The sequence below is a fragment of the Burkholderia sp. AU32262 genome (assembly GCF_020419985.1).
Classification (GTDB): domain Bacteria; phylum Pseudomonadota; class Gammaproteobacteria; order Burkholderiales; family Burkholderiaceae; genus Burkholderia; species Burkholderia semiarida.
In genome coordinates, this window is sequence record NZ_JAIZRS010000053.1 from 1 (window position 1) to 17,812 (window position 17,812).

General features: G+C 68.1%; 16 protein-coding genes. 4 read left to right on the forward strand and 12 right to left on the reverse strand.

Annotated elements, in window-relative coordinates:
* A partial coding sequence (locus tag LGN10_RS32810; protein WP_226226224.1) for a YbfB/YjiJ family MFS transporter occupies positions 1-567 on the reverse strand: 567 nt, incomplete at its 3' end.
* A gap of 122 nt (positions 568-689) precedes the next feature.
* On the opposite strand from LGN10_RS32810, the gene LGN10_RS32815 reads away from it, so the two are divergent.
* A complete protein-coding gene (locus tag LGN10_RS32815; protein WP_226226226.1) occupies positions 690-1,604 on the forward strand; it encodes a LysR family transcriptional regulator in 915 nt (304 codons plus the stop codon).
* Positions 1,605-1,744: 140 nt separating this feature from the next.
* On the opposite strand, the gene alaS is transcribed toward LGN10_RS32815, so the two are convergent.
* Positions 1,745-4,369 carry an alanine--tRNA ligase gene (gene alaS / locus LGN10_RS32820; RefSeq protein WP_059640613.1) on the reverse strand — a complete coding sequence of 875 codons (2,625 nt, stop codon included), beginning with the start codon at positions 4,367-4,369 and terminating at the stop codon, positions 1,745-1,747.
* Positions 4,370-4,651: 282 nt separating this feature from the next.
* Here alaS and LGN10_RS32825 point away from each other — a divergent pair, with 282 nt between their 5' ends.
* Positions 4,652-5,872, forward strand: coding sequence for a CaiB/BaiF CoA transferase family protein (locus LGN10_RS32825; protein WP_226226227.1), 1,221 nt, complete (start codon positions 4,652-4,654; stop codon positions 5,870-5,872).
* 42 nt (positions 5,873-5,914) lie between these two features.
* Here the strand turns inward: LGN10_RS32825 and LGN10_RS32830 are convergent, their stop codons facing one another.
* From LGN10_RS32830 to LGN10_RS32840, 3 genes are all read right to left on the reverse strand, one after another.
* Entirely contained in the window at positions 5,915-6,244 is a 330-nt protein-coding gene (locus tag LGN10_RS32830; RefSeq protein ID WP_226226228.1) for a hypothetical protein, read from the reverse strand.
* 537 nt (positions 6,245-6,781) lie between these two features.
* Entirely contained in the window at positions 6,782-7,336 is a 555-nt protein-coding gene (locus LGN10_RS32835; RefSeq protein ID WP_226226229.1) for an RBBP9/YdeN family alpha/beta hydrolase, read from the reverse strand.
* Positions 7,337-7,528: 192 nt separating this feature from the next.
* Positions 7,529-7,738, reverse strand: coding sequence for an ornithine acetyltransferase (locus LGN10_RS32840; RefSeq protein WP_006497729.1), 210 nt, complete (start codon positions 7,736-7,738; stop codon positions 7,529-7,531).
* Positions 7,739-7,992: 254 nt separating this feature from the next.
* On the opposite strand from LGN10_RS32840, the gene LGN10_RS32845 reads away from it, so the two are divergent.
* Entirely contained in the window at positions 7,993-9,702 is a 1,710-nt protein-coding gene (locus tag LGN10_RS32845) for a glutamine--tRNA ligase/YqeY domain fusion protein (RefSeq protein WP_060010106.1), read from the forward strand.
* Positions 9,703-9,819: 117 nt separating this feature from the next.
* Here LGN10_RS32845 and LGN10_RS32850 read toward each other — a convergent pair whose 3' ends face one another.
* The 3 genes from LGN10_RS32850 to LGN10_RS32860 all read right to left on the reverse strand — a co-directional run bounded on the left by LGN10_RS32850 (position 9,820) and on the right by LGN10_RS32860 (position 12,195).
* Positions 9,820-10,293: an NUDIX hydrolase gene (locus LGN10_RS32850; protein ID WP_059575946.1), complete on the reverse strand. Its 474-nt coding sequence runs from the start codon at positions 10,291-10,293 to the stop codon at positions 9,820-9,822.
* 8 nt (positions 10,294-10,301) lie between these two features.
* Positions 10,302-10,688 carry a hypothetical protein gene (locus LGN10_RS32855; RefSeq protein WP_059575947.1) on the reverse strand — a complete coding sequence of 129 codons (387 nt, stop codon included), beginning with the start codon at positions 10,686-10,688 and terminating at the stop codon, positions 10,302-10,304.
* A 139-nt stretch (positions 10,689-10,827) separates the two neighbouring features.
* On the reverse strand, positions 10,828-12,195 hold the full coding sequence (locus tag LGN10_RS32860; RefSeq protein ID WP_226226230.1) for a cytochrome-c peroxidase: 1,368 nt from the start codon (positions 12,193-12,195) through the stop codon (positions 10,828-10,830).
* Positions 12,196-12,417: 222 nt separating this feature from the next.
* Between LGN10_RS32860 and LGN10_RS32865 the strand changes: the two genes are divergently transcribed.
* Positions 12,418-14,004, forward strand: a complete 1,587-nt coding sequence (locus LGN10_RS32865; RefSeq protein ID WP_226226231.1) for an acid phosphatase — start codon at positions 12,418-12,420, stop codon at positions 14,002-14,004.
* 120 nt (positions 14,005-14,124) lie between these two features.
* On the opposite strand, the gene LGN10_RS32870 is transcribed toward LGN10_RS32865, so the two are convergent.
* From LGN10_RS32870 to LGN10_RS32885, 4 genes are read right to left on the reverse strand one after another with little or no spacing between them, the layout of a single operon-like run.
* Positions 14,125-15,591 (reverse strand): alginate export family protein, encoded by a 1,467-nt coding sequence (locus LGN10_RS32870; RefSeq protein ID WP_226226232.1) that lies wholly within the window; start codon positions 15,589-15,591, stop codon positions 14,125-14,127.
* Positions 15,588-16,286 carry a YoaK family protein gene (locus LGN10_RS32875; protein WP_226226233.1) on the reverse strand — a complete coding sequence of 233 codons (699 nt, stop codon included), beginning with the start codon at positions 16,284-16,286 and terminating at the stop codon, positions 15,588-15,590. The genes LGN10_RS32870 and LGN10_RS32875 overlap by 4 nt, the downstream gene beginning before the upstream one ends.
* A complete protein-coding gene (locus LGN10_RS32880) occupies positions 16,283-17,197 on the reverse strand; it encodes a glyoxalase (RefSeq protein ID WP_226226235.1) in 915 nt (304 codons plus the stop codon). Before LGN10_RS32880 ends, LGN10_RS32875 begins: the two co-directional genes overlap by 4 nt.
* A 26-nt stretch (positions 17,198-17,223) precedes the next feature.
* Positions 17,224-17,685, reverse strand: a complete 462-nt coding sequence (locus LGN10_RS32885) for a DoxX family protein (RefSeq protein WP_226226236.1) — start codon at positions 17,683-17,685, stop codon at positions 17,224-17,226.
* Between the last annotated feature and the right edge of the window lie 127 nt (positions 17,686-17,812).

The following is a 17,812-nucleotide window of genomic DNA, read 5'->3' on the forward strand; positions in this document are numbered from 1 at the left end:
GCCGAGCAGGAAGCGCAGCGCGTAGAACGACGTGTCGTTCCACACGAACGCCATCGCGGCCGCGACGATGCCCCAGGTCGCCACGATGCCGACGCCCGGCCCCGCGTAGATCACCCCGCTCCATTCCGGCGCATGCAGCTCGGCCAGGCGCCGCAGCCCCCATTGCGACATGAACACGAACGTCCACGCGCTGACGACGCCCGCGACGAAACGCACGACGAGCCACGCCGGCAACCCGTGGCCGACGCCCATCGCGGCGGTCAGCAGCACGGTCGCCGCGAGCCCGAAGCGCACCATCCGCGCGGGCGCGATGCGCAGCGCCGCGCAACTGACCGCGCCGGCGAAGTAGCCCGCGTAGTTCGCCGACGCGAGCCAGCTGCCAGCCTTCAGCCCGATCGAACCGTCCGCGAGCATCAGCGGCAACAGCGGCGTGAACGCGAAACGGCCGACACCGAGCACGACGGCCAGGCCGACCATGCAGGCGAGCGCGGCCGCGCGGGCGCGGCGGTCGGCCTGGTCGGACGAAAACGCGCGGGCGGCGGCGGTCGAAGCATCGAAGCGGGACATGGCGGCATGGGCCGGCACGTCGCGCGCCGGCCGATCGGAAATCGGAATGGATCCATCCTAGCTTGACCAAACGTTCTCGAAAAATGAATAATTGAGAATCGACTCATCCTTTGGAGAGAATCATGGACCTGTCGGCGCTGGCGATCTTCCGGGCGGTCGTGCGCGAGAACGGCGTGACGCGCGCGGCGGCCAAGCTCAATCGCGTGCAGTCGAACGTCACGACGCGCATCAAGCAGCTGGAGGAGGAACTCGGCGCGGCGCTGTTCGTGCGCGACGGCCGCCGGCTCGTGCTGACGCCGGCCGGGCATACGCTGCTGCCGTATGCGGAGCGCCTGCTCGCGCTCGCCGACGAGGCGCGCGACGCGGTGCGCGAGGACACGCCGCGCGGGCGGCTGCGGCTCGGCACGATGGAAAGCACGGCCGCGAGCCGGCTGCCGGCCATCCTCGCGCGCTACCACCACGCATGGCCCGACGTGTCGCTCGAACTGGTGACGGGCACGACGGGGTGCCTGATCGACCGCGTGCGCGACTTCGAGATCGACGCCGCGCTGTTCGCGCGCCCGCCCGAGCCGGACACGCTGCCCGACACGTTCGAGACGGCGCCGATCTTCCGTGAGGATCTCGTGCTGCTCACGCCGCGCGGCCATCCGCCGGTGCGTACGCCGCGCGACGTGATCCTGCCGACGCTGATCGCGTTCGAGCGCGGCTGCGCGTATCGCAAGTACGTCGAGCAGTGGTATGCGGCGCACGGCGTGAAGCCGGCGCGCGTGCTCGAGCTCGGCTCGTATCACGCGATCGTCGCGTGCGTCGCGGCCGGCGCGGGCATCGCGGTCGCGCCGCGTTCGGTGCTCGATCTGCAACCCGAGACAGGCAACATCGCAGCGCACACGATTCCCGAACTCGAAGGCATCGACACGCTGCTCGGGTGGCGGCGCGGTCATGCGTCGGCGGCGCTCGCCGCGCTGCGCGATGCGCTCACCGACGCCGCGCGGCTGCCCGGCGACGTGGCGCAGCCGAGCCCGACCGTGCCGGCGTGACCCGTGCGCACGCGTCGCCGCCTCGAGCGACGCGCATGGGCCGCACAAACAAAACGACCCGACCGGCATCTGCCGATCGGGTCGTTTTTCGATTCACGCGATGCCGTCATTGCGGCCGCATCGCGTCGGTCGTGCAACGATCAGAGCCGTTCTTCGACCCAGCCCTTCACGCCGGCCAGCGCGCCCGGCAGGTTCGCCGGCTCGGTGCCGCCCGCCTGCGCCATGTCTGGACGGCCGCCGCCCTTGCCGCCCACTTGCTGCGCGACGAAGTTCACGAGCTCGCCGGCCTTGACCTTCTTGCTCGCATCCGGCGTGACGCCCGCGATCAGGCTGACCTTGCCGCCTTCGACGGCCGCCAGCACGATCGCCGCGCTCTTCAGCTTGTCCTTGAGCTTGTCGACCGTTTCGCGCAGCGTCTTCGCATCGGCGCCGTCGAGCGTCGCGGCCAGCACGTACACGCCGCCGATTTCGACGGCCTGCTGCGCGAGCTCGTCGCCCTGGCTCGACGCGAGCTTCGACTTCAGCGCGCCCAGCTCCTTCTCGAGCGACTTCACCTGCTCCTGCACCTGCGCGATCCGCTGCGTGAGTTCCGACGGCTGCGCCTTCAGCGCCGCTGCCGCTTCGTTCACGCGCGCGTCGAGTTCCTGCACGTAGCGCACCGCGTTGTCGCCGGTGATCGCCTCGACGCGGCGGATGCCGGCCGCGACGCCGCCTTCCATCACGATCTTGAACAGGCCGATGTCGCCGGTGCGGTGCACGTGCGTGCCGCCGCACAGTTCGCGCGAGAAGCCGAGATCGAGCACGCGCACTTCATCGCCGTACTTCTCGCCGAACAGCGCCATCGCGCCGCCCTTCACCGCTTCGTCGTACGGCATCACGCGCACGATGCCCGGCGCGTTGGCCAGGATCTCGTCGTTGACGATCTGCTCGACGCGACGGATTTCGTCGTCGGTCATCGGTGCGTTGTGCGCGAAGTCGAAACGGGTCTTTTCCGCGTCGACGAGCGAACCCTTCTGCTGCACGTGCGCGCCGAGCACTTCGCGCAGCGCCTTGTGCATCAGGTGGGTGGCCGAGTGGTTGCGCTGCGTGCGCGCGCGGCGATGCGCGTCGATTTCCGCGCGCAGCACGTCGCCGACCTTGAGCGTGCCCTGCTCCAGCGTGCCATGATGGCCGATCACGTCGGCCTGCACCTTCAGCGTGTCGGCCACCGAGAAGCGCGTCGCGGCGTTCGCGAGCACGCCCTGGTCGCCGACCTGGCCGCCCGATTCCGCGTAGAACGGCGTGTGGTCGAGCACGACGACCGCATCCTGGCCGGCCTTCACTTCGTTGACGGCCGAACCGTCGACGTACAGCGCGACGACCTTCGCGTCGTCGAACGCGATTTCCTCGTAACCGTGGAACGTGGTCTTCGCGCCCGAGTATTCGAGGCCCTGCGTGGCCTTGAACTTGCCGGCCGCGCGCGCCTGCTCGCGCTGACGCGCCATCGCGTCGTCGAATGCCGGCTCGTCGACCGTCATCCCGCGCTCGCGGCACACGTCGGCCGTCAGGTCCAGCGGGAAGCCGTACGTGTCGTGCAGCTTGAATGCGAGCTCGCCGTCGAGCACCTTGCCGCCCTTCGCGTCGACGTCGGCAAGCGCGGCTTCGAGGATCGACATGCCGTGCTCGATCGTCTCGAAGAAGCGCTCTTCTTCCTGACGCAGCACGTCGGTCACGCGCTGTTCGGCTTCCTTCAGCTCCGGATACGCGGTGCCCATCTCGGCGACGAGATCGGCCACCAGCTTGTGGAAGAACGCGCCCTTGCGGCCGAGCTTGTAGCCGTGGCGGATCGCGCGGCGCACGATCCGGCGCAGCACGTAGCCGCGGCCTTCGTTGCCGGGAATCACGCCGTCGACGATCAGGAACGAGCACGCGCGGATGTGATCGGCGATCACCTTCAGCGAGTTGTTCGTGAGGTCGCCGACCTCGGTCACGCGCGCGGCGGCCTTGATCAGGTTCTGGAACAGGTCGATCTCGTAGTTGCTGTGCACGTGCTGCAGCACCGCGGCGAGACGCTCGAGGCCCATGCCGGTGTCGACCGACTGCTTCGGCAGGCGCGTCATGTTGCCCTGCGCATCGCGGTTGAACTGCATGAACACGAGGTTCCAGATCTCGATGTAGCGGTCGCCGTCTTCTTCGGGCGACCCCGGCGGGCCACCCCACACGTCCGGGCCGTGGTCGTAGAAGATTTCCGTGCACGGGCCGCACGGGCCAGTGTCGCCCATCGTCCAGAAGTTGTCCGACGCATAGCGCGCGCCCTTGTTGTCGCCGATCCGGATGATCCGCTCGGTCGGCACGCCGACTTCCTTCGCCCAGATGTCGTAGGCTTCGTCGTCTTCCTGGTAGACGGTCACCCACAGCTTGTCCTTCGGCAGCTGGTAGACCGTGGTCAGCAGCTCCCACGCGAACTTGATCGCGTCCTGCTTGAAGTAGTCGCCGAACGAGAAGTTGCCGAGCATCTCGAAGAACGTGTGGTGGCGCGCCGTGTAGCCGACGTTCTCGAGGTCGTTGTGCTTGCCGCCCGCGCGCACGCTGCGCTGCGCCGTGGTGGCGCGCGAGTACGGGCGCGGGTCCGTGCCGAGGAAGACGTCCTTGAACTGGACCATGCCCGAGTTCGTGAACATCAGCGTGGGGTCGTTACCGGGCACGAGGCTCGACGAGCGGACGATCGTGTGGCCCTTCGATTCGAAGAATTTGAGGAATTTCTCGCGGATTTCGGCAGCTTTCATGGCGTGCGGGGACAGTCTGGCAAAGACGGCTTCAAACGCCGGCGCCCCAGGCGGGGCGCGCGGCGGCATGGATTCGGAAACGATCGATTATACGGGATCGGGGCCGGCTTCCGGGCAAAGCGCCGGCGAGGCGGCTCGACCCTCCGGACGACCGGTCGGAGCCTGTTCCCGCTGATAACGGGCTCCAGGCCACCCGCGCGGCCGATTCGCCTTAAGATGCTCGGCATGCCAATCGGCCTTGCCCGACAACGCAGGCCCGCCATGAAAGGAGACGATTCGACGATGGGTGCCCTGAGCCATATCCGCGTGCTGGACCTGACCCGCGTGCTCGCGGGCCCGTGGTGCGCGCAGACCCTTGCCGATTTCGGCGCGGACGTGATCAAGGTCGAGCGCCCGGGCGCCGGCGACGACACGCGACACTGGGGGCCGCCGTACCTGAAGGACGCGGACGGCGCGGATACCGCCGAGGCCGCGTACTACCTCGCGGCGAACCGCAACAAGCGCTCGGTGACGGTCGACATCGCGACGCCGGAAGGCCAGCAGATCGTGCGCGAGCTTGCCGCGCAGAGCGACGTCGTGCTCGAGAACTACAAGGTCGGCCAGTTGAAGAAATACGGGCTCGACTATGAATCCCTTCGCGCGGTGAAGCCCGATCTCGTCTACTGCTCGGTCACCGGCTTCGGCCAGACCGGCCCGTACGCGCATCGCGCGGGCTACGACTTCATCGTGCAGGGGATCGGCGGCTTCATGAGCATCACCGGCGAGCGCGACGGCGAGCCGGGCGGCGGCCCGCAGAAGGCCGGCGTCGCGATCGCCGATCTCGCGACCGGCCTCTATTCGACGATCGCCGTGCTCGCCGCCCTCGCGCACCGCGACCGCACGGGCGAAGGCCAGTACATCGACATGGCGCTGCTCGACGTGCAGGTCGCGCTGCTCGCGAACATGAACACCAACTTCCTCGCGAGCGGCAAGCCGCCGGTGCGCTGGGGCAACGCGCATCCGAACATCGTGCCGTACCAGACGTTCCAGACGAGCGACGGCTGGATCATCGTTGCGGTCGGCAACGACGGGCAGTTCCGCAAGTTCGTCGAGGCGGGCGGGCGGCCCGAGCTGGCGGACGACGCGCGCTTCGCGACGAACCCGTCGCGCGTGCGCCATCGCGACACGCTGGTGCCGATCCTCGCGGAGATGGTGAAGGCGCGCGGCAAGGCCGACTGGATCGGCGCGCTCGAAGCGGCCGGCGTGCCGTGCGGGCCGATCAACGATCTCGGCGAGGTGTTCGACAACGAGCAGGTGGTCGCGCGCGGGATGCAGGTGTCGCTGCCGCATCCGTGCGGCGCGGACGTGAAGCTCGTGCGCAACCCGATCCGGATGAGCGCGACGCCGCCCGACGCGCGCACGGCCCCGCCGCTGCTCGGCGCGCAGACGGAAGACGTGCTGCGCGACATGCTCGGCTACGACGACGAGCGGATCGCCGCGTTGAAGGCGAAGCAGGCGATCTGAGCGGCGCGGCGGCGGGCCGGAACGGGGGCGCCCGCCGTCCGGTCAGCGCCGGGCCAGCGTATCGCAGCCGCCGGCCAGCGCCGCAAGCGCCGCGCGCGATGGCGAACGCACAACTGCCGCGTAGCCACCGTGCCCGGCCCACAGACCGTCGACGGCGATGGCGACCGCGTCCGAATCCGCCGCGGCCAGGAAGACGACCGGCGGCGGCTCGGACGCAATGCGATCACGGATATCCAGCCGCCCGATCTGCTGCGGAAATCCGCGCGCGAGGTCGGCCGGGTCGAGCTGCCGTTGCGCGACGATCGTCGAAAAGGACTCGAGGTGCGCGGCCAGATCCGCCGACGCCACGCATTGCCGGGGGGGCACGCCCATCCGCATAAGTCACCTGCACCGCGAACCGCGCCGCGGGCTGTGAGCGCTGCGCGGTCAGCGTGAGCGCAGCGGTCGTATAGGTCAGCGACATCACTTCGTCGGGCAGCACGCTGAGCAGGTCGGTGCCGGGATCGATCCGTATGGGGCTGTCGGTCCAGTCGGCGAGGCTGCGCCAGCCGAAACCGGCGAGCAGACCGATCAGCATCGCCAGACACGGGATCGCGAATCGCGTTGCCGATGCGATCTTCACGATACCTGCACCGCGGTTCCCATCGGAGCCCAGTCGAACAGTGCTTCGCGTCGGCCTCGCCTCGAGCCGCTCGACATGGCCCCTCCTTCCAATCGAATTGAACAGGCCGTCACTCTATCGGCCCGGCCGATCAGAAAGTCATGGGGTTGGTCACAACACGCAGTCGGTTGCGCGTCGCGCCCAAGACAATCGTACGCGCAGCAATGCGCACGTCGCGCCGCGACGCATCGCATGAAATTCGCGCTTGGTTAAAAAATGTGTCCGATTCGGTGAACCACGACCGGCAGTCAGCCCGTCGTCCCGAGCGCCTCGAGCCAGCCGCGCGCTTCCGGCCATTCCCCGAGCCCGCTGTCCGCGTTGATGTGGCCGCGCGGGCCGATGTCGTGAAAGGCGCTGCCCCACGCGTGCGCGCAGCCGCGTGCGAACGCGAGCGAACCGTACGGATCGTCGCTGCTCGCGACGACGCAGGTCGGAAACGGCACTCGCTCGTGCGGCACCGGGCCGAAGCCGTGCGCGTCGGCCGGAAACGCCGGCCCGGCAGGATCGGGCAGCGCGACCAGCAATGCGCCGCGCACTTTCGCGAGCGCGGGCGGCCGCGCGTAGCGGGTCGCCCACCATGCGGTGGTCAGCGTGCCGAGACTATGGGCGGCGATCAGCACGGGCCCGCGCGCGGCTTCGACCGCACGATCGAGCGCGCGACACCACCCGTTGCGGAACGCGTGGTTCCAGTCCGGCATCGCAATCCGCACGAAACGCGGATCGGCACGCTCCCAACGGCTTTGCCAGTGAAGCGGGCCCGAATTGGCGTAACCCGGCAAGACGAAAACGACGGAGTCGGTCATGGAAGGATTCGTCGACGAATGGAGTCATGTAGTAGCGTCGACGCAGTGTCGCACACCCGCCTCTCCCTGATGGTGCCTGTCAAAATCCAGGGGATGTGCTTGAACCTCGAGCGGGTCGTGACGCGTTCAGGCAGGCGCACGACCGCGGCCGGCGGTCAGGGCGCCCGCGTCGCGGGCGCCTGCCGGCGTGGATCAGCGTACGCCGGCGCCGACCAGGCCGCCTGCCGCCGCGCCGGCCACGGTGCCGACCGGGCCGCCCGTGATCAGGTAGCCGAGCGCGCCGCCCGCGGCCGCGCCGATCCCGGCGTTACGCTGCGTATGCGTCATCGCGCATGCGCCGAGTTGCGACAGGGCCGCGACGATCACCGCGGTACGAACGAGAAAAGTGGTCTTCTTCATCATGGTTGTTGGCTTCCTTCCACCGCGCAAAAATTGCGACCGGCGGCGTTGAATCGGTAGAGCCATCATAGGAAAAGCCGAACGGCGCGGGCAATCCGATTTACGTCGTGTTACAGCCGACACACACTCGATATATTGCGACACGCATCGCGAACGCACCGCGGCCGACCGGCGGGCCGCGCGGGACGGACCCCGGTCAGGTAGAATTACAGGATTAAACCGGCGCGACGCGCCGACACAACCCTGACGCCAACCGCATGAGCACCGAACGCAACGACGCCCCCGCGGCTTCCAATTTCATCCGCAACATCATCGACGACGACAACCGCACCGGCAAATGGGGCGGCCGCGTCGAGACGCGCTTCCCGCCCGAGCCGAACGGCTATCTGCATATCGGTCACGCGAAGAGCATCTGCCTGAACTTCAGCGTCGCACGCGACTACGGCGGCGTGTGCCACCTGCGCTTCGACGACACGAACCCGGAAAAGGAAAGCGTCGAATACGTCGACTCGATCGTCGACGCGGTGCGCTGGCTCGGCTTCGACTGGCGCAAGGACGCGGTCGATCACCAGTATTTCGCGAGCGACTACTACGACAAGCTGTACGAGTTCGCCGAGCTGCTGATCAAGCGCGGCAAGGCGTACGTCGACAGCCAGAGCGCCGACGAAATGCGCGCGAACCGCGGCTCGCTGACCGAAGGCGGCAAGCCGTCGCCGTTCCGCGAGCGCACGCCGGAGGAAAACCTCGACCTGTTCCGCCGGATGAAGGCCGGCGAGTTCAAGGAAGGCGAGCACGTGCTGCGCGCGAAGATCGACATGGCTTCGCCGAACATGAACATGCGCGACCCGGTGATCTACCGGATCCGCTACGCGCACCACTACCGCACCGGCGACGCATGGTGCGTGTATCCGATGTACGACTACACGCACTGCATCTCGGATGCGCTCGAAGGCATCACGCATTCGCTGTGCACGCTCGAATTCGAGGATCACCGCCCGCTGTACGACTGGGTGCTGAACGAACTCGCGGAAGCCGGCGTGTTCACGCGCCCGCTGCCGCAGCAGATCGAATTCTCGCGGCTGAACCTCACGTACGCGATCACCAGCAAGCGCAAGCTGCTGCAGCTCGTCACCGAAGGCCACGTCGACGGCTGGGACGACCCGCGCATGCCGACGATCGTCGGCGTGCGCCGCCGCGGCTTCACGCCCGAGAGCATTCACCTGTTCTGCGAGCGGATCGGCGTGACGAAGATCGATTCGTGGATCGACATGAGCGTCTTCGAAGGCGCGCTGCGCGACGACCTCGACGACAAGGCCGCGCGTACAGTCGCGGTGCTCGATCCGCTGAAGCTCGTGATCGACAACTATCCGGAAGACCTCGAGGAAGCCTGCACGGCGCCCGTGCATCCGCATCATCCGGACCGCGGCGTGCGCACGTTCCCGATCTCGCGCGAACTGTGGATCGAGCGCGAGGATTTCGTCGAGAACCCGCCGAAGGGCTATTTCCGCCTGTTCCCGGGCAACAAGGTACGCCTGCGCTACGGCTACGTGATCGAATGCACGGGCTTCGACAAGGACGCCGACGGCAACGTGACGGCCGTGCACTGCAACTACTTCCCGGACAGCAAGTCGGGCACGGAAGGCGCGAACAACTACAAGGTCAAGGGCAACATCCACTGGGTCAGCGCGAAGCACGCGCAGCCGGCCGAAGTGCGGATCTACGACCGCCTGTTCAAGGAGCCGCATCCGGACGCGGGCGGCGCGAACTTCCTCGACGCGCTGAACCCCGATTCGAAGAAGATCGTGCAGGCGTACGTCGAGCCGGGCAACGGCGACATCGCGCCGGAAACGCGCGTGCAGTTCGAGCGCCACGGCTACTTCGTTGCGGATCGTGTCGATTCGAAGCCGGGCAAGCCGGTGTTCAACCGGATCGTCGGGTTGCGCGACAGCTGGGGCAAGCCGGCTTGACGGCCTGTTCCGCGCGGCGGCATGCGGATTCGCAAACCGCCGTTGCCTGATCATGAAAAAACCGGCTCCAGGGCCGGTTTTTTCATGTGAGTCGAAGCGAAACGCGGCAGCGTCCGTTCACGCACCCGACAACCGCCGATGCAGCTCCACCAGCGACAGCTTCGTGCGAAACAGCCGCGCGAGACTGCGGCTCGCATACGCATCGATGTCGCCCGGCACGGTCCAGCGATACGCATCCATCTCCGGAATCATCGAGCCGTCGCGGCGGCTCGGAAACAGCGACGTACACGTGCAGTGCGCGGGGTCGATCTCGCCTTCGGCCGCCAGCACCGCGAACAGGTGCAGGTCCTTGTCGTGCCGGTACGCGAAGCGGCCGAGATCGAGCAGCCGCGCGGCGTCCAGCTCGATGCCGGTTTCCTCCAGCAGTTCGCGCAGCGCGGCGTCGGCCGGCGTCTCGCCCGGCTCGCCCTGCCCCTTCGGGATGTCCCAGTGCGTGGTGTCGGTCGCGTGCGCGAGGAACACGCGGCCGGCCGCATCGAGGATCACGACGCCGCATGACACCGTGCGCGGCGCGCCGCCCCGCTTCGTCACGCGCGTGCTCAGCGCTTCTGCAACTGCCACTTGCCCGCGGCCGTCTTGCAGTAGACGGGCTTGAGCGTCATCGTCTGGCCCTTCGCCGTGATTTCGGTCGCGATTTCGCGGCAGGTCTTGCCGTCCGCCTCGGTCGTGCTCGGCGTGAGCTTCGCGTCGATCTGCGTGCCGCGGCCGCTGCTCTGCCACGTCGTGGTTTCGCCGTCCTTGCCTTCGTCGCGCGCCTGCACGACCGCCTTCGAGAGCGACGCGCGGTCGGCCTTGCTGAAATAGCTGATCGGCGTGTCGTTCAGGAAGTTCAGGTTGTTCTGCGCATGGGCGGGCAGCATCGCGGCTGCGCACGCGGCGCCGGCCAGCACGCGCGTGACGACGGAAAGGGATGCACGCATCGACATGTTTTTCTCCTTGGATGTTCGATCGAACGGCGCGGTGCATGCCGGCCTTCCGGCGGCCGGCGCTCCGGCGGCCGGCGCTCCGGCACGCGCCACGCCCGTCAGCGAGCGAGCATAGCATGCGTGCTGCGATGAATGCCTTCTAGGGCTTGGCCGGTGCGTCCGTTTGCTGATATCCGTCAGTCAGCGTGCCGAGGAACGCGATCACGTCCTTGATCTCGGCCGCATTCAGCGCCGGCTGGTCGCCGCGCTTGCGGTCGAACGGCGCTTCGCGGTTGATGTTCGGCCAGTAGCGCTTCGGCAAATCGTCGTAGAGCCGCACCTTGCCATGCACGACCGGATAGAACTTCTCCGGATGGATGTCGCGTTCGACGTAGAAGCGCATCACGTCCTCGAGCGAGTGATACACGCCGTTGTGGAAGAACGTCTTGCGCAGCGCGACGTTGCGCAGCGACGGCGTGCGGAACAGCCCGCAGAATTCGTCACGCCCTTTCAGGTCGGTGCGCTCAGGCCCGCACGCGCCGAGATCGTAAAAGCGCGGGTTGCGATTGACGGGCAACGCACGGTTGCGCGACACCGCGATCGCGATCAGCCCGAAATCGCTGAACTGCGGCGGGCCGCCTTCGAGCGTGCGCTGGCTGATGTGGCAACTCGCGCAGTTGCCCTTCTTCTCGTCGTTGAACAGTTGCAGCCCGTGCAACTCCGCGGGCGTGAGCTGCGCGTGGCCGGCCAGATACGCGTCGTATTTGCTCGTGTACGGATCGAACAGCGCCGGCTGCTGCTGGAATGCGTCGAGCGCGCGCAGCACCGCATCGAACGTCGCGCGATCGTCGCCGAGCATCTGGTCGCCGAACGCCTTGCGGAACGCGTCGGCATACGGCGCGGCGCGCACCGCCTTCGCCACGCGCGCGGGCGAGCTGCTCATTTCGAACGGCGACGTGAGCGGAATGCGCGCCTGCGCATCGCGCGTATCGACGCGGCCATCCCAGGTCAGCCCGCCGGTCGGACCCGCGTCGACGCTTTCGTCGCCTTCGTCCGGCGAATCGTGGAAGTGCTCGCTGAACGGCGGGATGCCGCGCAGGTACTTCAGCGACGGCACCGCGCGAAAGCCGGTGCGGTGCATGTCGTCGCCGCCGAGCTGCACCGACAGCGCATTCGGCGGCCCGAACGCATGCTCGGCGCTGTGGCAGGACGCGCAGGCCAGCTTGCCGGACCCGGACAGCGACGGATCGAAGAACAACTGCTTGCCGAGCGCCGTCATCTGCTTCACGCCCTCGAACACCTGCGCGCGCGTCTGCGGCTGGGTGGCCGGCGCGACCGCCGGGGCGGCCGGGGCGGCCGGGGCGGCCGGGGCCGCCTGAGCCGCCGGTACGACGGACGCGGCCGATGCGGTCGTGCCGGGCCGCGCGTCGCAACCGGCGAACGCCGCGAGCGCGCCGACCACCGCGAGCGTCGCCGCGGCGGAGATCAGCGATCGCGCGGACGCGCAGGATTTCAGAAGGGTGTGCATCGTCGTTGTTCTGGTAGCGGTGGGCAACCGGCCGGAGCTTATGTCAGTTCCGTGACCGTTCAATGACGTTCCACCGACAGTCAATTGAAAGCGCCCCTACACCCTGCTGTCAAATCGGTTCCAGATAATGCGCGCAGCCGGGCGATACCGCGAGGTTCGCGCGCCGGCCCTCCCGCCCCCGGTTCCCACACGCGACCCACGACGAATGAGAGAGAACATCGCATGAAGAAGCACGCCTGGATTCGCTGCACGCCGATCGCCCTCGCGGCCGCGCTCAGCCTGACCGCCTGCGGCGGCGACGACGTCACGCAGCAGGGTCTGTCGGCCGTCAAGAACGTCGTCGTGATCTACGCGGAAAACCGCAGCTTCGACAACCTGTACGGCAACTTCCCGGGCGCGAACGGCCTGCAGAACGCGACGGCCGCGAACTCGGTGCAGAAGGATCGCGACGGCTCGACGATGGCGACGCTGCCGAAGATCTGGGGCGGCCTGACCGCGACCGGCATCACGCCGGCGGTGACCGAGGCGATGACGGCGAACCTGCCGAACGCGCCGTTCGCGATCGACGACCCGAAAGGCTTCAACCAGTCGATGAGCATCGCGACGCGCGACATCGTGCACCGCTTCTACCAGGACCAGATGCAGATCAACGGCGGCAAGAACGACATGTACGCCGCATGGACCGACGCGGGCGGCCTGACGATGGGCCACTACACGGCCGATCCGTCGAAGCTGCCGCTGTGGAAGATCGCGCAGCAGTACGTGCTGGCCGACAACTTCTTCATGGGCGCGTTCGGCGGCTCGTTCCTGAACCACCAGTACCTGATCTGCGCGTGCGCACCGTACTACCCGAACGCCGACAAGAGCCCGGCGGCCGGCAAGATCGCCGTGCTCAATGCCGACGGCAAATCGCTGAAGGTGGCGACGAACTCGCCGGCCTCCGCGCTGAGCGGCCCGCCGAAGTTCGTCAACGACGGCGCGCTCACGCCCGACTTCTACGGCATCAATACGATGCAGCCGGCGTATCAGCCGAGCGGCAACAAGGCGGCCGCGGGCGGCGACCCGCTGCTCGCCGACCCGGCCAATCCGTCGACGATGCCGCCGCAGACGGCGACCAACATCGGCGACCTGATGACCAACGCGGGCGTGTCGTGGGCGTGGTATGCGGGCGCATGGGGCCAGGCGCTGCAGGCGAGCCAGAACGGCACGTCGAACGTGATCTACGGCGCCGACCTGTCGACGCCGAACTTCCAGCCGCACCACCAGCCGTTCAACTACTTCGCGAACCAGGCGCCGGGCACCGCGAGCCGCGCGCAGCACCTGCTCGACGGCGGTGCGAACGGCGCCGAGTTCATCAAGGCGATCGATGCGGGCACGCTGCCGCAGGTCACGTTCTACAAGCCGCAAGGCAACCTGAACGAACATCCGGGCTACACGGACGTCACGTCCGGCGACCAGCACATCGCCGACGTGATCGCGCACCTGCAGGCCAGCCCGCAATGGAAGAACATGGTCGTGGTCGTCACGTACGACGAAAACGGCGGCTTCTGGGATCATGCGACGCCGCCGAACGCCGACCGCTGGGGCCCGGGCACGCGCATTCCGGCGCTGATCGTGTCGCCGTTCGCGAAGAAGGGCTTCGTCGATCATACGCAGTACGACACGGGCTCGATCCTGCGCTTCATCACGCGCCGCTTCTCGCTGCCGCGCCTCGCGGGCCTGCAGCAACGCGACGACGCGCTGAAGGCGAACGGTGCGCAGCCGATGGGCGACCTGACGAACGCGCTCGCGCTGTCGCCGAACCTGTAATCGCATCGCGTCCACCGCGAACGGGCCGGTCGCACGGCCGGCCCGGACCCCGGACGAACGAAGGGCAGCCCCGCGGGGCTGCCCTTTTTCATGCCGCGTGCGGGTTGCCGCGCGCCGCCGTCACCACCCGTACTTCAGCTCGACACCGACGTAATCCGCGTTGTGCCCGCCCGCCTGCCGGATCGCGTCGCCGACCTGGAAGTGCACGGCCTCGACCGCGCCGATCAGGTTCGCGGCGATCGTCCAGTCCGCGCGCAACTGCACGTACATGCCCGTCCACAGGCCGCCCTTGCCTGCCGTGCCCGGCACGGGGATGTTCGGCTGCTGATAGACGGCGTCGCCGGTCGTCTCGCGCCACTGGAAGCCCAGCGCGCCGAGCAGCGACAGGTTCGCCGCCGGTTTCAGCGTCACGGACGGCTTCACGTGGATCAGGTTCGCGTAACTCGTATAGCCGGCCAGCGTGAAGTAATAGCCGTTCGGAAACAGCGGGTTGAACGTGCCGACGCGGCCGTCGCGCGAATGCCGGTCGCCCGATGCCGCATCGACCTGCAGCGCGATGCGCGGCGACCACGGCGCGTCGAGCCTGTAGCCGGCGATCGATCCGACGGCCCACGCGCCGATCGTGGCGTTGCCGACCGTGCCGGTCTGCAGCATCGTTTCGAGATCCCAGTCGAAGCGCCCGTGCGTGCCCGCGTAGCGAACGTCCCATACATCGCGATGCTCGGGGCCGCTCGCATCGAGGAACCGCGCATTGCGGCGGTTGTAGCGCGACCAGTAGCCGGACAGGTCGCCCGGCCCGACCGATTGCCGCTCGAAGCGCACGCCGCTGAACGTGAGATCGCGATTCGACACGTCGTCGAAATCGGACGCGTTGCGGTTCTGCACCGGCTGCGTCGCATAGCCGATGAAGCGCCACTTCCCGTATTCGTAATCGGCCCACACCGCATCGAACGCGAGCCGCACGTTCGGGCCGTCGCGCGCGGCGATGAAGCGCTGCAGGTCGAACGCCATCTCCTGCCGGCCGACGCGAAACTTGACCGTGCCGCCGCCGAGCGCGCCCGTGTAGGTCGCGAATGCCTGTTCGAGATCGAGCGGATTCCTGTCGACGGGCGACACCGTGTTCTTGCCGAACGCGCGTGCGTCCTGCAATTGCACGAAGAATTGCCAGTGCGGGCCGAGATGCGCATCGGCATGCACTTCGACGCGCTGGATCACGTACGTATCCGATTGCGCGGAGCCGATGCCGAACAGCGGCGCGTCGTTGGTCTCGAGCCGCTCGCGCAGGTTCACGCCGAGCGACAGATAGGATTGCGGATCGTTGCCGAGCGGGAGGTACTTCAACCCGTCGAGCGGCTTGCGCGGCACGCACGGATTCGCGAGCACCGACCAGTCTTCCTGCCAGCGGTTGAACAGGACGGTCGGGCGTTTGACGGTGCAGGTCGACGCCGACGACGTAGTCGAGGTCGACGCGGCTGCCGTTTCCGCAACCGCATCGGCGCCCGCGAACAGCAGCCCGGCGACGATCGACAACCGCGCGGCCCGCTCGACGCGTCGGCTGCAGGACCTCGTTCGCCTCCGCTCGATCATGCGCGCTCCGGGGTGGTCGTACCGGCCGCCTGCGACGCACACAGCGCAAGCATGGCCAGCGCACCCGCGGGCGCGAGCAACGCCAGAAACCCGACGTAGCGGAACCCGAGCGCACCGCCCGCCGCGCCGAGCGCGAACGCGACGATCGCCGGCAGCATCTTCGCGAAGCGCGCGCGCGCCGTTGCCCGCGCACCGTCGGCCGTGCGGGCGGACAGCATGTCGACGACGTCGAGGATCGCCTGCGTGACGTTGCCGGTCATCACCGTGTTTGGCACGCCGCCCGCGCGCGCGATCACGCGCGGATGCGCGTTCTGCACGCCCATCGCGAACGTGCCGACGATGCCGGCCAAGAGCGCCGGCAGGCTGTCGGGCTGCGTGACGGGCGTCGCCCACACGCCGGCCGCGCAGAAGCCGAGCAGCAGCACGGCCTGCACCGCGTGCAGCACGCGCATGCCCTGCCACGCGGGCCGCGCGGCCATCGACCGCGCGATCAGGCTCGCCGCGATCACGCCGCACACGAACGCCGGAAACACGCTGAGCTTCAGCACGACGCCCTGGCCGAAGCCCGCGATGCCCGCGCCGATCAGCACGAAGTTGCCGGTCACGTGCGCGGTGAACAGCCCGAACAGCGCGACGAAGCTCAGCGTGTCGACGAAGCCGGCCACCGCGGCAAGGATCGTGTCCTCGTGCTTCATCGCGCCGCGCTCGCGTGAATCTCGGCGACGTAGCCGCCCGGGAACTGCACGAGCGCCGCGTCGCGCCCGTCCGACTTGAACGGCGGCACGAGCACCGTCACGCCCGCGGCTTCGGCCTGCTTCAGCGTCGCGGCGAGATCGGGCACTTCGTAGCCGGTCATCTCGCGCCCGAACGGGTACGGCAGATGGCCGTCCGTCACCAGCACGGTCATCTTGCCGAAGCCCGACTCGATGCGAATGCGGCGGTACGTATCGTCCGGCCGGCCGATTTCGATACCCGGCGCCTTCAGGTTGTCGGACACCACCTTGCCTTTCGAGAACTTGACGAAATCGTGCACGAACTTGCGCACGCTTTGCGGCGACACGTAGACGCGATTCTCGGGAATGGTCTGCAACGCATCGTAGTGCGGCGCCTGCGTGTGCCAGTACAACTGCATGTTCACGCCGCCCGCCCACGTGATGATCGCGTCGCGGCCGATCGGATCGGGGAACGTGTCGACGATCACGTCGGCGCCGTGCTCGCGCGCCGACTTCACGGCCGCGTCCATGTCGGTCACGAGATAGCCGGTGCGCTCCTCGCAGAACGGATACGGGATCGGCGTCTTGAAACCGAACACCGAGATCGTGCCGACCGGCGTCAGCACGAGCTGCGACATCGTCTGGCTCGGCGTCGGCGTGACCTGGAACACGCCCTGCTTCGACTTCTTGCCGCCGAACGTCGCGACGAAGCTGTCGGTGAAGCGGTCGAAGTCTTCGGGGGCGACGCACACGTGCGTCGTGTCGTACTGCGGACCGACGGCCACCGTGGGTGTGACTGCCGGCGGCACCGGCGGTTTCGCGAACGCCGTCGGCGCGCCGGCAAGACCGCCCGCGAACATCGCGGCGAGCAGCAGGGAACGAATGGACTTCATCAATGGATTTCCTGGTTGTTGCATCGTCATCGAATGGAACGGCCATCATCGGCCGATTGCCGCGCATCGTCGAGCACCGTCGCGAGCACAAGTGCCGCGATCAGCCCGAGATGCTCGAAAAAGCTGTTGAGCGCCATGAAACGCCCGGCGCCCGTCCGGTTCCAGAAATCGTTCGCCACGAACATCGCGACGAGCGTCAGCATACCGAGGCTGCCGGCGCCGAGCCACGTGAAACGGCGAAATACCACGCACAGCGAGCCGGCGATCTCGACCGCGATCGCGAGCGCCGCCCACAGCGCGGCCGGTCGCAGGCCGAAATGCGCCTGCTCCGCGACCGCGCCGTGAAAGTCGAGCGCCTTCGCGACGCCGCCGAGCAGGTAAGCGGACACCAGTGCGAGCCGCACGAGCGGCGGCACCCACGGCTGCACGAGCAGCGCGCGGACCCATGCCGGGTTGCCGGCGCCGCCGCGAGGGGTCGGGGTCGCCACGTCAGACCGCCCAGCACGAACAGCCGAACGCGCCCCAGAAACCCTTCGCGTCCGACGTCGGCAATGCGTTCGCCCATGCGCTCGCGTGCGCATGCTGGTGAACGTTGCATTCGTTCGCGCAGCCGCA

What these genes read in the sequence shown, in the direction of transcription:
- LGN10_RS32815 (WP_226226226.1), top strand. Translation starts at nt 690, where the DNA reads ATGGACCTGTCGGCGCTGGCGATCTTCCGGGCGGTCGTGCGCGAGAAC.
- alaS (WP_059640613.1), bottom strand. Translation starts at nt 4,369, where the DNA reads ATGAAAGCTGCCGAAATCCGCGAGAAATTCCTCAAATTCTTCGAATCG.
- LGN10_RS32825 (WP_226226227.1), top strand. Translation starts at nt 4,652, where the DNA reads ATGGGTGCCCTGAGCCATATCCGCGTGCTGGACCTGACCCGCGTGCTC.
- LGN10_RS32830 (WP_226226228.1), bottom strand. Translation starts at nt 6,244, where the DNA reads ATGGGCGTGCCCCCCCGGCAATGCGTGGCGTCGGCGGATCTGGCCGCG.
- LGN10_RS32835 (WP_226226229.1), bottom strand. Translation starts at nt 7,336, where the DNA reads ATGACCGACTCCGTCGTTTTCGTCTTGCCGGGTTACGCCAATTCGGGC.
- LGN10_RS32840 (WP_006497729.1), bottom strand. Translation starts at nt 7,738, where the DNA reads ATGATGAAGAAGACCACTTTTCTCGTTCGTACCGCGGTGATCGTCGCG.
- LGN10_RS32845 (WP_060010106.1), top strand. Translation starts at nt 7,993, where the DNA reads ATGAGCACCGAACGCAACGACGCCCCCGCGGCTTCCAATTTCATCCGC.
- LGN10_RS32855 (WP_059575947.1), bottom strand. Translation starts at nt 10,688, where the DNA reads ATGTCGATGCGTGCATCCCTTTCCGTCGTCACGCGCGTGCTGGCCGGC.
- LGN10_RS32860 (WP_226226230.1), bottom strand. Translation starts at nt 12,195, where the DNA reads ATGCACACCCTTCTGAAATCCTGCGCGTCCGCGCGATCGCTGATCTCC.
- LGN10_RS32865 (WP_226226231.1), top strand. Translation starts at nt 12,418, where the DNA reads ATGAAGAAGCACGCCTGGATTCGCTGCACGCCGATCGCCCTCGCGGCC.
- LGN10_RS32870 (WP_226226232.1), bottom strand. Translation starts at nt 15,591, where the DNA reads ATGATCGAGCGGAGGCGAACGAGGTCCTGCAGCCGACGCGTCGAGCGG.
- LGN10_RS32875 (WP_226226233.1), bottom strand. Translation starts at nt 16,286, where the DNA reads ATGAAGCACGAGGACACGATCCTTGCCGCGGTGGCCGGCTTCGTCGAC.
- LGN10_RS32880 (WP_226226235.1), bottom strand. Translation starts at nt 17,197, where the DNA reads ATGAAGTCCATTCGTTCCCTGCTGCTCGCCGCGATGTTCGCGGGCGGT.